Source organism: Mesorhizobium sp. M1B.F.Ca.ET.045.04.1.1, assembly GCF_003952465.1.
Lineage (GTDB): Bacteria > Pseudomonadota > Alphaproteobacteria > Rhizobiales > Rhizobiaceae > Mesorhizobium > Mesorhizobium shonense.
On the sequence record NZ_CP034448.1, the window covers coordinates 1,902,822 to 1,916,802 of the forward strand.

The window sequence follows — 13,981 nt, forward strand, 5'->3', positions numbered from 1 at the left end:
CGGCATGGACGACACGAGCGAACCGGCAACCCTGAGGGAAAAGGCCTATGCCAGCTTCACGCGGCATCTGTTGGCCCGCGACCTCAGGCCGGGCCAGTTCGTGTCGCAGCGCGAGCTGGTCGCCTTCACTGGCCTGCCGCTTGGCGCGATCCGCGAGATCGTGCCGCGGCTCGAGGCGGAGGGGCTGCTGACGACCATTCCGCAACGCGGGATGCAGATCGCGCATATCGACATCAGCCTGATCCGCGAAGCTTTCCAATTCCGCCTGTTCATGGAGCGCGAGGCGGTCGCGCTGTTTGCCGTCAACGCTTCCGACGCCGAGATTGCGCGTCTCAGGCGCGAGCATGAGGAGATGCTCGCCCAGGCGCTGGCGCAGACGGCGACGCCGGAAATGGAAGCCAAGGCCCAGAGCATCGACTGGGCCATGCATGACACCTTCATCAGCGCGCTGGGCAACGAGATCATCGCCAAGGCCTATCTGGTCAATTCGGTGAAGATCAGGCTGATCCACCAGGAGCGTTTCCGCATCGACGGCCGCGTCGTGCCGGTCATGCGCGAGCATCTGGCGGTGATCGACGCGCTGGAGAAACGCGATCCGCAGAAGGCGGTCGAGGCGATCAGCCAGCACATCGACAATGCGCGCCGGCTGGCGCTGCAGATTTGAGGAAGCAGGACCGCGCCGCAACCGACGCTGCGCAATCGACAACGACAGCAACCGGGAGGAAGAAATGTCGTCCAATCCGTTCAATCCAACCAGGAGGCAGCTTCTCCAGGGAACAGCCGCACTCGCCGCCGCCGGCCTTGCCGGTCTTCGGCCGAGCTTTGCCGCGGGCGTCGACTGGAAGCGCTTTGCCGGCACGACGCTCGACGTCAACCTGGTCAAGAGCCCACGCAGCGACACCATCCTGAAGAACCTCGCCGAGTTCGAGGAACTGACCGGCATCAAGGTCAATGCGGAGGCGACGCCCGAGCAGCAGCAGCGCCAGAAGACCGTGATCGAGCTCAGCTCCGGCAAGCCGAGCTTCGATGTCGTGCATCTGAGCTACCATGTGCAGAAGCGGCAGTTCGAGAAGGGAGGCTGGCTGGCCGACATTTCCGGCTACCTTGCCGATCCGGGTCTCACCGACCCGGGGCTGGTCGAAAGCGACTTCGCCGAGGCCGGCATGCAGTTCGCCAAGGACGGACAGGGCGTGCTGCGCTCGCTGCCGTTCTCGGTCGACTACTGGATTCTTTACTGGAACAAGGAGTTGTTCGACGCCAAGGGACTGAAATATCCCGAAAGCTTCGAGCAACTGGTCGCCACCGCCGAAGCGCTGACGGACCCGTCGAGCAACACGTACGGCTTCGTCGCGCGCGGTCTCAAGAATGCCAACACGCCGGTGTGGACGTCGCTGATGCTCGGCTACGACATGACGCCGCTCGGCAGCGACGGCAAGCTGCGCACGACGTCGCCGGAAGCGGTCGAAGCCGCCAGCCTCTACCAGCGGCTGATGACCAAGGCGGCGCCTCCCGGCGTCACCGGCTTCAACTGGGCCGAGGCGCAATCCGCGTTCCTGCAAGGCAAGATCGGCATGTGGTTCGACGGCGTGGGCTTCGCGCCGCCGATGGAAAATCCGGAAAAGTCGCGGGTGGTCGGCAAGGTCGGCTACGGCGTCATGCCAAAGGGACCGAAAGCGCATGCCTCGGGTACGTTCGGCGACGGCATCGGCGTGACGTCCGCCAGCTCGAAGAAGGAAGCGGCTTATCTGTTCTGCCAGTGGGCGGTATCGCCTGCCATGGGCGCGCGCCTGCTGCAGGCCGGCGCCGGCGTGCCGTTCCGCAAATCCGTGCTCGAAGACCCCAAGGTGCGCGAGGGCGTCACCATGCCACCGAGCTGGCTGGACGCCGTGGTCGGCTCCGGCAACATCAGCCGGCTGGCGCTGCCGGTCATCATCCCGGTCACCGAGTTCCGCGACATCTATGGCGTGGCGCTGACCAACATGATCGCCGGTGCCGATCCGGCCGACGAGCTGAAGAAGGCCACCGAGCAGTTCCAGCCGGTTCTCGACAGGAGCGAGCAAGGCTGATGTCCGCCATCGCCCCAGAACGCGCGGGGGTGACGACGCAAGCCATCGAAGAGAGCCAGCCGGTCCGGCTGGCTCCCAACTACTGGCCTTTCGTCGTCCCGGCGCTCGTCGTCGTCGGCGCGGTGATCGTCTTTCCGTGGGCCTTCACGCTGTGGATGAGCGTCAACAGCTGGACGCTCGGCCAGTCGCGAAGCTTTGCCGGGATGGAGAATTATCTGCGCCTGGCGAGCGATCCGCGTTTTTGGGAATCGCTGTGGCACACCTTGACCTATACGTTCCTGTCGGTGGTCGCGCCGATGTTTTTCGGCACCGTCGCGGCGCTCATCTTCGACGCCAGGTTCCCGTTGCGCGGCCTGCTGCGCGGGCTTTTCGTGATGCCGATGATGGCCACACCCGTCGCCGTGGCATTGGTCTGGACGATGATGTTCCATCCGCAGCTCGGCGTGCTCAACTACCTGTTGTCGCTTGTCGGCATTCCGGCGCAGGAGTGGATATTCAACGCCAACACGGTCATCCCGTCGCTGGTCGCCGTCGAGACCTGGCAGTGGACGCCGCTGGTGATGTTGATCGTGCTGGGCGGGCTGGCATCGGTGCCGCGCGAGCCCTTCGAGAGCGCCGAGATCGACGGCGCCAACGCCTGGCAGCAGTTCCGCTATCTCACCTTGCCGATGATCGCGCCGTTCCTGATGATCGCGGTCATCATCCGTACGATCGATGCGCTGAAGAGCTTCGACATCATCTACGCCATGACCCAGGGCGGGCCGGGCACCGCGTCGGAGACGATCAACATTTACCTCTACAACACCGCCTTCTCCTATTACGACATGGGCTATGGCTCGGCCATGGCCGTGGTCTTCTTCATCGTCATCGTGGCGCTGTCCTTCATCCTCCTGATGCTGCGCCAGCGCTCGCAATGGATCGACGCGGAGGGCAAATAGATGAGCTCGCGGCTGCTCAACAAGCTGGGCCTGTTCTTCGCGGCGCTGGTGCTGGTCTCGCCGGCGATCCTGTTCTTCCTCTGGATGATCTCGCTGTCGCTGAAGTTCGAGATCGACAACGGCGCCTACCCGCCGATCCTGATCCCGGAGCGCTTCGCCTGGTCGAACTACGCGAAGGTGTTCGAGGAGAACAATTTCCTGCTCTATCTCTGGAACTCGGTGCTGGTGACCGGCACGGCGACGCTCTTGGCGTTGCTGATCGGCGTGCCGGCCGGCTACGGCATCGCCAGGCTCAAGGCGGAACGCTCGGCGGTCGTGATCATGATCGCCCGCATGACGCCGGGGCTCTCCTACCTCATTCCGCTGTTCCTTCTGTTCCAGTGGCTGGGCATCCTCGGCACGCTCTGGCCGCAGATCATCATCCATCTGGTGGTGACGGTGCCGATCGTGGTCTGGGTCATGATCGGCTATTTCGAGACGACGCCGATGGAACTGGAGGAGGCGGCCAATATCGACGGCGCCTCGTCCTGGCAGGTGTTCCGCCTGGTGGCGCTGCCGATCGCCAAGCCGGGCATCGTCGTGGCCTTCATCCTGTCGGTCATCTTCTCGTGGAACAACTTCGTCTTCGGCGTGGTGCTCGCCAGCCGCGAGACCAGGACGCTGCCGGTCGCGGTCTACAACATGCTGTCCTACGAGCAGGTGAGCTGGGGACCGCTCGCCGCCGCGGCGCTGGTGGTGACGCTGCCGGTGCTGGTGCTGACCATGTTCGCGCAACGGCAGATCGTCGCCGGACTGACCGCCGGCGCGGTCAAGGGCGGTTGAGCGGCTGATCCGCCGTCACTTTTTGGAGACACGCAATGGCATCGGTAACCATCAGCAACGTGCAGAAGGCCTTCGGCAACGCCAAGATCATCCATGACGTCAGCGTCGATATCGCCGATGGCGAGTTCGTCATCCTGGTCGGCCCGTCGGGCTGCGGAAAGTCGACGCTGCTGCGCATGATCGCGGGGCTGGAAACGATCTCGGCCGGCAAGATCGCGATCGGCGAGCGCACCGTGAACAATCTCAGGGCGCGCGATCGTAACATCGCCATGGTGTTCCAGAACTACGCGCTCTACCCGCATATGACGGTGGCCGACAATATGGGCTTCGCGCTCAGGATCAAAAAAGCCGATCCGGCCGACACCGCGAGCCGGGTCAAGCGGGCAGCGAGCATCCTTGGTTTGGAAAAGCTGCTCGACCGCTATCCGCGCCAGCTCTCCGGCGGCCAACGCCAGCGCGTCGCCATGGGCCGCGCCATCGTGCGCGATCCGCAGGTGTTTCTCTTCGACGAACCGCTCTCCAATCTGGATGCCAAATTGCGCGTGCAGATGCGCGGCGAGATCAAGGCGCTGCATCAGCGGCTCGGCACAACAACGATCTACGTCACGCACGACCAGATCGAGGCCATGACCATGGCCGACAAGATCGTCGTGCTGCATGACGGCCTTGTCGAGCAGATCGGAGCGCCGCTCGATCTTTACGACCGCCCGGCCAATCTGTTCGTTGCCGGCTTCATCGGCTCGCCCGCCATGAACTTCATCCACGGCCACATCGAGGAAGGCATCTTCCGCAGCGCCGGCGGACTGACGCTACCGCTGCCGGAAGGTATCCAGCCGGCCGAGGCCGCGGGAAGGGAACTGGTCTACGGCATTCGCCCCGAACACATCCGGGCGACCGGCCAAGGTCTCTCCGGCACAGTCACGCTTCTAGAGGCGACCGGCTCGGAGATCTTCGCCACGGTCGACTGCGGCGGGGAGGCGATCTCCTGCCTCTTCCGCGAGCGGCTCGGGCTGAAGCAAGGGGAGAGCGTGCGGATCGAGGTCGACCGCGCCTCGGCGCATCTGTTCGACGCCAAGACCGGCCAACGCATCTGATCGCGGCCGGCCCTCTCTGACCAAGCTGGACGGGCGGCGCCTGGCCGTCCCGGAATGTACTCTTGGCGAAGCCATGCGACATCGATCACGTCAGCGTGATCGGAAACTGGCGATCGTTTGGGAATAAACCGACGGTTCCACCGGTCTTCCCGGCAGATGCTGCTCACGGCATTGCAGGAGACCGACATGACCCATTGCGACAATGCGAACGCCGGGAGGCAGGGAGAGGGCATAAACCGCCGCTGGCCCCTGGAGCGACTGAGCTGGACCAAAATGATTTTGGCCTCGCCGTCATGCCACCGGGCCTGACACGGCGGTGCGCCGTTGCGTTGCTAAGCGCTTGACTCCGGTGACGCCAATGCCTTCACCTCCACCAAAGCAGGCGCCTTCGCCTGCAATCGCGATCTTCACCCGCGTGAGCAGGGACGGATCATCGCCACCCGCTGAAGGTGGCCGCGGAGCCCTGGCGGGAGCGCCTGACGGTGGGACGGTGTTGAGCGAGAAAATGCTGGCCGCGCGTTTTGCCGAGGTGGTGTTGCCGCATCTTAGCGATGCGCTGTCGCTCGCTCGCTGGCTGACCGGCAACGCCGCCGATGCCGAGGATGTTGTACAGGAAGCTTGTCTCAAGGCGCATGCCGGTATTGCCGGTTTCGCCGGTGGCAATTCGCGTGCGTGGCTGCTGACCATCGTGCGCAACGCCTCCTACACCTGGATGGCGCGCAACCGTCCCCGCGCGGTGGTTGCCGTCGGCGATCTCGCCGATCTCGACGACGTGTCGCCGCCGCCGGATAGCTCAGACAGCCCGGAGGCGGCGCTGATCGCCAAGGCGAACTCGGCGGCGGTGGAAGCGGCGATCGCAAGGCTGCCGGACGTGTTTCGCGAAACACTGGTGCTGCGCGACATAAACGGGCTCAGCTACCGCGAGATCGCGGCGATGTTAGGGGTGCCGCAGGGCACGGTGATGTCGCGGCTGGCGCGGGCCCGCAGCCTGCTGATGACAGACATTGGAGGGGCACCATGAGCCCGCGTGAGGATGGATTGCCGGAAGACCCGCAGGATATGAAGCTGATGATCCACGCTCTTGTCGATGGCGAGCTCGACGCCGCGGCCGCCCTTGCCGTCGAGCGACGCATCGCCGCCGATCCGGAGCTCGCCGCCGAACATGCGCGCATCCTCGCGCTGCGCAGCGCCATCGCGAACGTGCCGCGCCCCGAGATCAGCAGCGATTTCCTGGCGCGCATCGCGGCGATCGGCGAGGTGAAAGCTTCCGGCGAAGCCGAGGCCGCGCAGGCCGAAGCTGTGAAGGCAGACCCGGAGCTGCAACAGGGCAAGGTCATCGAGATGCGGCCGCGCGCTACGGCACGGTGGTTCAACTCCTTCGACTGGCGCCAGATGGCGGCCTCGATCGTGCTCACGGCGTTTCTCGCCAGCGGCGCGACGCAGTGGCTGATGGTGGAGAATGCGCCCGACAGTTTCGCGGTCGCCGCCGCCAACGGCCATCGCCGCAGCCTGCTTGCGGCAACGCCGGTCGATATCGTCTCGTCCGACCGACATACGGTGAAGCCGTGGCTCGACGGCCGGATCGGCGTGTCGCCGCCGGCGCCCGACATGGCCAAGGACGGCTATGCGCTGCTTGGCGGACGGGTCGAGGTGATCGGCGACAAGCCGGTGCCGGCCCTGGTCTACCGCCATCACGAGCACCTGATCACGCTGGTGGCGGCGCCGCGGCAGTACGAGGCCCCTGTGCCGGTGGCGGACGATCTCTCGGCCGGCGGCTTCCTCTTGGTCCACTGGACCGACGACGCCTTTTCCTACTGGGCGATCTCGGATGCCGAACGCCCCGCGCTGGACGATTTCGTCGCCCGCTTCCGGGAGGCGATCATCGCCAATCCAACTGCGGGCAGTCCGGGCTGAATATTTGCCGCCGGGCCCATGGAAGTCACCGGCAGGTGTAGCCGCCGTCGATGGGCGGGTGGATGCCGGTGATCATCGAGGCGGCGTCGCTGAGCAGGAACACGATCGGGCCGGCGACCTCATCCTCGGTCGCCCAGCGGCCGAGCGGCATCTGCTTCAGAAACGGCTCGGCGACATGCGGCTGGCTCCAATGGCCGGACGAAATCGGCGTCATGACCACGGTCGGGTTCACGCTGTTGACGCGAATGTTGTGTTTGCCGAGCTCGAGCGCCGAGCAGCGTGTGATGTTTTCGAGCGCCGCCTTAGGGTCTTTCACGTTTTGACGGAAGCATAGCCTGCGTTTGCGAAGTAGTTCTTGCATTCGGCTGGCTCGATGGTTTCGACGAGGTGACCGATGTGACGCCAGGTGTCCTCGACGGTACGTTTCTGAGCTTGGCGCATCCAGTGTTTGATTTTGGCGAAGGCCTGCTCGATCGGATTAAGGTCCGGCGAGTAGGGCGGCAGGTACCAAAGCCTGGCACCGGCGGCCTTGATCATCTGCCTGATGGCGGCCGACTTATGACTTCCCAGATTGTCCATGATGACGATATCGCCGGGCTTAAGGACAGTGATGAGCTGTTGCTCGACATAAGCGCGGAAGCATTGACCGTTGATCGGTCCGTCGAAGACACAAGGTGCCGCGAGCCGATCCCAGCGCAGCGCGCCCAGGAAAGTCAGCGTGCGCCAGTGGCCGTGCGGAGCCAAGCCGCGCAGCCGCTTGCCCTTCGGCCCCCAGCCACGCAGCGGAGCCATGTTGGTCTTGATCCAGGTCTCATCGATGAAAACCAGGCACTGCGGATCGAGGCCGGCCTGCCAGGATCGCCATCGCTGGCGCCTTCGGGCAATATCGGCGCGTGCCTGCTCAAGAGCGAACAACGTTTTTTTTGAAGCTCAGCCCCTCGCGGCGCAGGAATTGCCACACTGCGTTATGCGAAACCTTGACCCCGCGAGCGGCCAACTCATCCTTCAGACCGTGCAGCGTCAGATGCGGCGTCTCACGTAGACGGGCCGCGATGAAGGCACGGTGCGGCTCCAACACCCTCTTGCGATGTCCACCCATCTTGCCTGGAGCAACCGAACCAGTCGCCCGATGGCGCTGCAACAACTTCACCGCCGCCGAAACCGAAATGCCAAACCGTTTGGCCGCCGACCGGCGGCTCTCACCACGCAAAACCGCCGCCACAACCCGTTCGCGAAGATCATTCGAAAGAGGTCGCGTCATCAGATGCTGGCCTCCATTCCAGCCAGCATCTTGAATCACAAATCCGACAAATCGGGAATCCCTTCCGATTCCGTCAAATCTTGAACCGCTCTAGACGAGCCGTAGGAAATGTGGCCCTCGCCATGATCGGCTCCGCCCGCAAGACGATCCTGCTCGTCGACAGCTCGAAATTCACCGCACCCGGTTCCTGCACGCTGTCGGATATTTCCGAGATCGACGAGGTGATTACCGACGAGGGCGTGTCGCAGGACGCGCTGTCATCCCTCTACGCCGCCGAGCGAAAGGTGACGGTGGTTCGCGTCGGGGCCTGGCCGGGATGCGTCGCCCCGGGCTATAGCCGTGACTCGGCGAGGCGGGCTTGAACTCGTTGCAAAAATGCTGCGGTGGCACTGGTGTATAAACTACTAAAGCTCTGCATGCATCGGCACTGATAGTAGAAAATCTTTCGGTGTAAGGGCTCATCTGGTTTGAGAACTGAATATACTTTCCAGTTCGGATAACCTATCTGAGCATGGATGATTCTGTATGCTTCCGTCGAGCATAACCTCAATCCGCGCAAATGTATAAGTGTCTTCGTTTAAGGTACAATGCGGAGAGATATGCTGTCATGCCCCGGCCGCTGGGGTTCAACTGAAAAGTAGCGTAAATTAGCTTATGGCCTGTTCAAATTTGTGCTACTCATGTCGGGGGTTGTGGCCAGGGAGGGGGGTATGGATCCGGTTTCAGCGATATTGGGCGCGCTCGTCGCGGGAGCGACGGCTGCAGGATCGGAGGTCGGCTCTTTAGCGTTAAAGGAAGCCTATCAGGGCTTAAGGACAATATTGGTCGATACCTACAAGGTGGTGTCAACAGCCCTACTGGAGAAGAAACCGTCCAATACAGCCTACCAAGGTGCCGTGCAGGACGAATTGAGGGCAATCCCGGAAATTGCCAATGACCCTGACCTTCTTAAGCAGGCCAAGGCCGTGCAAGAAGCGGTTAGCGCAATGCCGGCGGATCAGGTAACTGCGCTTGGCATCGACATTGAGACACTGACGTCTCAAGGCAATTTGATTGCCGAACGCATTCATGGCGGTATTCGCGGTAAGAGCTGGAGCGCTGCCGGCGACATTCGTTTCTCGGATGTTAACGGAGGTAAGTCCTCGGGAAACCGATAGGGGGGGCGGATTCGGCCCCATCCTCCCCCTCTAAGCTCGGGGTTGAACTCGGCAGCGCGACCGCAGGCAGAGACTTCTTCCTGAATATCGCGCTGCAAGGCTCGTCGGCCCCGCCGTCGGGTCCCGTAGGGCTTTCTCCGCACAGCAACGGCGATGCTATCCGAAAGGCGCGTGAAGTCCTTGGACTGACAGCGACTGAGATCGTCGCGAGAGCTGGCGGTGGATTCGATGAGAACTGGCTGCTCGCTGCGGAGGAAGGTGCGCGGGTTGATGCCCGGCAACTGGCTCTTCTTGCGCGCCTGATTGAAGTTGAACCCTCCGACATAACGCTCAAAGATGATGAGCGTCCGCCGTATCGAGGGCTTCTTTCGTTTGAGCCGGAAGATGCACTATTGTTCGGCGGGCGCGAACTGGCGACCCGTGATATTCTGGGATTGCTGGACCGCCATACGGTTGTGGCGGTGATCGGCGCATCAGGATCCGGCAAGTCGTCTGTAGTGAAGGCGGGCGTGGTTCCGGAACTCCGCAAGCGCATCGCGCCGGGCTGGCGCGGCCTTGTCATGCGGCCAGGAACGGATCCGCTTCTTGCTCTGGCACGTGCACTTGGCAGCGAGGTCGATCTCGATGCTGATGAGGATACTCGCATAGTCAGAGCGCGGGAACGTGCTGAAAGCCTCCTCGCCGGTAAAGCGAAGCTCTCAGACTATATCGCGCGTATAGCCGACCTGCGGGCGCATGGAGCGGTTGCTCCGCGGCTGCTGCTGTTCATTGATCAATGGGAAGAACTCTACACCCAGACTCACAGTGCAGCAGCGAGAAATGCCTTCCTGGAACATTTGGTGGAAACCTTCCGGTCAGGGCCCCATCGGCTGATCTTTACAATGCGCGCAGACTTCACCGGCCATCTCTTGGAGAGCGACCGCCGCTTTGCCGATTGTGCAAGCTCGGGTACCATGCTGTTGGCCCGCATGACGCGCGACGAGTTGTCGAGGGCGGTTCGAAAGCCGGCCGAGGCTGTTGGTTTCACACTTGAAGAGAAGCTGGTTGAAGCCATTCTCGACGATGCCGGCGAGGAGCCTGGCGTCCTGGCGCTTGTCGAATTCAGCCTAACCGAACTATGGAAGGATCGCGATCAGCAGGCCAAATCCTTGACACTGGCCGCATACGCGACTCTCGGAGGCCTGAAGGGCGCAATAGACCGGCATGCAAATGAGGTCTTTGCCAAACTTCAACCGGAACAGCAAAACGCTGCACGCAGAGCTTTGACGCGTCTGGTTCACGTTTCAACGCTGGAGTCCTACACACGTCTGCGCCGTCCCTTGGCCGAGTTTGATAAGCCGGGTCTGGATGTGATCCAGGCATTGGCTCAAGAGGCGAACCGGCTAGTGGTTATTTCACGCGATGAAAGCCGCCAGCAGGACGTGGCCGAAGTCGCCCATGAGGCCCTAATCCGCGAATGGGGAAAACTGCACGATTGGGTGGCTGCGGATCCCGCCTTCTTGCAGTGGCAAGAAAGCGTAGAACGTAGAATGAGGCGCTACGACGAGAAGGGGCAGCGCGACGAAGACTTGTTGCGCGGGACCGATCTCGAGGAGGCCCAGAGCTGGCGTATCACCCGCACCAACGACATTCCCGACAAGATCAGCGCCTTTGTCGCAGCGAGCCAAGTTCAAAAAGAAAAGCAAGCCGCGGACGCGGCAAAGGCGACAGAAGACAAAGCTGCGGCTGCACAACGGTTTAAGAAATGGAGTCTGGCTTTTGCCGCTGTGCTTGGGGCATTCGCAATTGCTCTCGGGATTAGTGCCTTTTCCCTGAATTCGGCTCGGACCGATGCCGACTCGAAGGCAAAGGCTGCCCTCGTCAACCAAACGCGTGCCTTCTCGGCGCTTGCACAGCAAGCGCTCTCAGTTGGGCGATCCACGGAGGCTCTGAAACTCTCGCTGGGGGCTTGGCCTAAGGATGATACCGATAATAAACCGCAGCTTGAGAAAACGATAAGAAGTATGTCTATAGCTAACAGCTATCAGAAAGTTCCATCTCGTATAATAAAGCTGGGAATTTCCGATGCTGTTCAAATTTCTCGAACCGAAATACTAATAGCGTCTGGGGAAAAAGTATCACTCATGAACACAAATACGGATAAATACATTTGGACTGCGGATTTTACTCGGCAGAAGGGTCCGTTTTCCAATCCGCTTTCCTCCGTCGTCATGTCCCTGCTGCCAAACGGCGATATTGCGCACTCAATAGCAGGCGATATATCGATCCTGGATAGGGGAACCGGTAAAATCAAATTTCAAAATTTCTCAAGGAACGGTTCGACCGTTGGGCTTACCCCCGACGGAGATATCTACCGCGTTGGCCTCAATGAGTATGAGCTACTAGATGGCAAAGGTATCGCCCGGATCGGGCTGGTATCTGTCATTGATGGCAAAATAGAGAAGGTGCTTCCAATATCAGGACGCAGAGTTGCTTTATTCATAGTCAGCAACTCTTCATCAGAGCCCGATTTTATTGCGGTATTTGATGCAATTTCTGGACACAGAATTGGAAATACCTTTTCATCGGAATACTACGGAGATTTGACCCCTTCCGTTCAAATATCGGATAGCGCAATAGCTTTTTACTACGACAATCAAATCAGATTTTGGGATTTCACCACTGCCCGGCTGCTCGGCGATCCTGGTGAGATGGCACACGACCGCGATGTCCGAGGTGTGATCAATTTGTCCAATGGCAACGTCGTGTCTTGGGGCGATGACGGTATCATCAAAGTTTGGGATGGCATCACCGGGAGGCATCTAGGAACAGATATGTCTCAGGATGGAGGTGTGATTGGGGTAATGCCTCTACCCAGTGGCGGGCTGCTCTCATGGTCGAAACTCGGAACGATGCGGATTTGGGATCTGCGAAAGAGAGCTCAGGTTGGAAAGGAGATGCATCATCCCGGGCTTATAATCTCCGCATCTGTGACTGCTGATGACCGGATCTTGTCTTGGTCGGCGGACGGCTCCGTTCGACTGTGGGACTTGCAAACCGGTCTAGAGACAAGTCCTCCCATGTATCACGACGGCGCTGTCATCGGGGCCGGGGTTTTCTCCGGCGATCGCGTGATATCCTGGTCTCAGGATTCAACAATTAGATTCTGGAAGGTCGATGAGGCTCGCGTCCGGCAACTCGAGTCTCAGCATGTCAGGCCAATTAAAGAGATATTGCGGGTTGGTGAAGGCGCGGTGCTTTCGTGGAGTTCGGACGGTATAATGTGTGTCTGGAACAGCAACGATGGAAATCTAGAAAGGTGTATAAGGTCCGGCGGGGTTTTAAAGTCCGTAAAGGTGGTCGGCAGTGATTATGTACTGACTTTAGCAGCCAGAAGCGCTGCTGTCTGGAGAATATCGGATGGGATCAAGATCTGGGAATGGATGCCGGAACGCCCTATTAAAGATGAGATCCTGATGGATGAAAATCGCCTTGCTTTGATATCATCGAATCAAATTAGTATCTTGGATGTCAAAACCGGTAAGCCTTTGATTGAAAAGGAATTCCGCCCCATGAGGACCGGTGGGCAGGCGGATTCGGATGTCTCATGGGCTGCCAAGGCAATATTATTGCAGAGCGGCTTGATTTCCATATGGTCAAGGGATTTCGTCGCCATATTTGATGACAGCAGCGGACAACTCCATCCACTACTGGACGTGAAAGATCCTAGTGAAGCAAATGAAATCTTGAATGTGGTGGAGATCGGCGACGGTCGGCTCTTAGTTGCGGCATCCAACCTTCTTGCCGCCTATGATTGCTCCAATGGAAAAATAATATGGGAGAAAGACCCAGGCAACGATGACGATATTGTTTATTCTGGAATTTTTTCCACGGCGATTGCAAAGTTGTCGACGGACCTATTTATGATCTCTGACGGCGGCGATGTTCAGATTCGAGAGGTGGGTAGTGGCGGTTTAAGGAAGAAGTTTACAAAGGGACTTTCTTTTGGGGACAACTATATGCTCCTCCCGGAATCTGGGGGGCTTTTAATCTGGGGTGACGATGGCGTTCTTGAGAAATATGATTACCTAAAGGACAGCGTGTCGTGGGTATCAAATCTGGAATCAGAGATTCAAAACGTATTTTTGCTGGATGAAATCTTATTGGTAAATTTTTCTGACGATACCTGGAATTTCGTTTCCCTCAAAACCGGAAGGCAAATTGGAATTAGGAATCTAGGTTCTCCAGTAGCTGCGCACGCTCTTTCGAATGACCGGATCGTAACGGCGATCGAAGATAGATTTCAGATTTGGGATGTTTCCACGGCCTCCCAAGTGGGTGGGAACATATTCACCCCAAAGAGATTGAACGAGAAAAGGATTCTATTTTTAAATGACGGCGCCATATTCTTCGGTCCGTATACATTTAACTATGTTAAATTTAAGTATGACTCCGGAAATTTGTTTCAAATATCGTGCAAAATGATAGATCGTAACAATAGTGAGGATGTGAAGTACCTGTATTCTGTTGGCGTCGATCTCGCTATATGTGAAAACGCGGGTCAAGCACCCTTGCCGGACTGGCGCGTCATTGAGAGAGACCCCATCGAATCTATCTCTGATCAGATGGTATCTGGGCGATTTCGGCACGGGTGATGAGACTGCTGCATGTGATGCGCAAACCTATCGACAAGGACAGTTGAATATCCGAGAAGCTGGCTTCGAACGCCTCCGGCGCCCAAAACTGACAG

General features: G+C 59.6%; 12 protein-coding genes. 10 read left to right on the forward strand and 2 right to left on the reverse strand.

Going from position 1 to position 13,981, the window contains the following annotated elements; translation table 11 throughout:
- Positions 1 to 4 precede the first annotated feature (4 nt).
- The 7 genes from EJ071_RS09315 to EJ071_RS09345 all read left to right on the forward strand — a co-directional run bounded on the left by EJ071_RS09315 (position 5) and on the right by EJ071_RS09345 (position 6,834).
- Positions 5 to 664, forward strand: coding sequence for a GntR family transcriptional regulator (locus EJ071_RS09315; RefSeq protein WP_126097611.1), 660 nt, complete (start codon positions 5 to 7; stop codon positions 662 to 664).
- A gap of 64 nt (positions 665 to 728) precedes the next feature.
- Positions 729 to 2,066 (forward strand): sugar ABC transporter substrate-binding protein, encoded by a 1,338-nt coding sequence (locus tag EJ071_RS09320; RefSeq protein WP_126097612.1) that lies wholly within the window; start codon positions 729 to 731, stop codon positions 2,064 to 2,066.
- A complete protein-coding gene (locus tag EJ071_RS09325; protein WP_126097613.1) occupies positions 2,066 to 3,004 on the forward strand; it encodes a sugar ABC transporter permease in 939 nt (312 codons plus the stop codon). Before EJ071_RS09320 ends, EJ071_RS09325 begins: the two co-directional genes overlap by 1 nt.
- Positions 3,005 to 3,826 (forward strand): carbohydrate ABC transporter permease, encoded by an 822-nt coding sequence (locus tag EJ071_RS09330; RefSeq protein WP_126097614.1) that lies wholly within the window; start codon positions 3,005 to 3,007, stop codon positions 3,824 to 3,826. It begins immediately after the preceding gene.
- 35 nt (positions 3,827 to 3,861) lie between these two features.
- Positions 3,862 to 4,920 (forward strand): sn-glycerol-3-phosphate ABC transporter ATP-binding protein UgpC, encoded by a 1,059-nt coding sequence (gene ugpC / locus EJ071_RS09335; protein WP_126097615.1) that lies wholly within the window; start codon positions 3,862 to 3,864, stop codon positions 4,918 to 4,920.
- Between the two features lie 493 nt (positions 4,921 to 5,413).
- Complete coding sequence (locus EJ071_RS09340) at positions 5,414 to 5,941, forward strand: sigma-70 family RNA polymerase sigma factor (protein WP_245460184.1); 528 nt, start codon at positions 5,414 to 5,416, stop codon at positions 5,939 to 5,941.
- Complete coding sequence (locus EJ071_RS09345; RefSeq protein WP_126097616.1) at positions 5,938 to 6,834, forward strand: anti-sigma factor; 897 nt, start codon at positions 5,938 to 5,940, stop codon at positions 6,832 to 6,834. Before EJ071_RS09340 ends, EJ071_RS09345 begins: the two co-directional genes overlap by 4 nt.
- Positions 6,835 to 6,859: 25 nt before the next feature.
- Here EJ071_RS09345 and EJ071_RS09350 read toward each other — a convergent pair whose 3' ends face one another.
- Complete coding sequence (locus tag EJ071_RS09350) at positions 6,860 to 7,150, reverse strand: SDR family oxidoreductase (protein ID WP_245460185.1); 291 nt, start codon at positions 7,148 to 7,150, stop codon at positions 6,860 to 6,862.
- Positions 7,147 to 8,095 (reverse strand): IS630 family transposase gene (locus tag EJ071_RS09355; RefSeq protein WP_126097617.1). Its coding sequence is split into 2 segments (ribosomal slippage): positions 7,147 to 7,758 and positions 7,760 to 8,095, totalling 948 coding nucleotides; the frame shifts between segments, so codons are not numbered across the junction. The genes EJ071_RS09350 and EJ071_RS09355 overlap by 4 nt, the downstream gene beginning before the upstream one ends.
- 122 nt (positions 8,096 to 8,217) lie before the next feature.
- On the opposite strand from EJ071_RS09355, the gene EJ071_RS09360 reads away from it, so the two are divergent.
- The 3 genes from EJ071_RS09360 to EJ071_RS09370 all read left to right on the forward strand — a co-directional run bounded on the left by EJ071_RS09360 (position 8,218) and on the right by EJ071_RS09370 (position 13,886).
- Entirely contained in the window at positions 8,218 to 8,457 is a 240-nt protein-coding gene (locus EJ071_RS09360) for a hypothetical protein (RefSeq protein WP_245460186.1), read from the forward strand.
- Positions 8,458 to 8,805: 348 nt separating this feature from the next.
- Positions 8,806 to 9,252: a hypothetical protein gene (locus EJ071_RS09365; protein ID WP_126097618.1), complete on the forward strand. Its 447-nt coding sequence runs from the start codon at positions 8,806 to 8,808 to the stop codon at positions 9,250 to 9,252.
- A 392-nt stretch (positions 9,253 to 9,644) separates the two neighbouring features.
- Positions 9,645 to 13,886 carry a hypothetical protein gene (locus tag EJ071_RS09370; protein ID WP_348628136.1) on the forward strand — a complete coding sequence of 1,414 codons (4,242 nt, stop codon included), beginning with the start codon at positions 9,645 to 9,647 and terminating at the stop codon, positions 13,884 to 13,886.
- Positions 13,887 to 13,981: the final 95 nt, after the last annotated feature.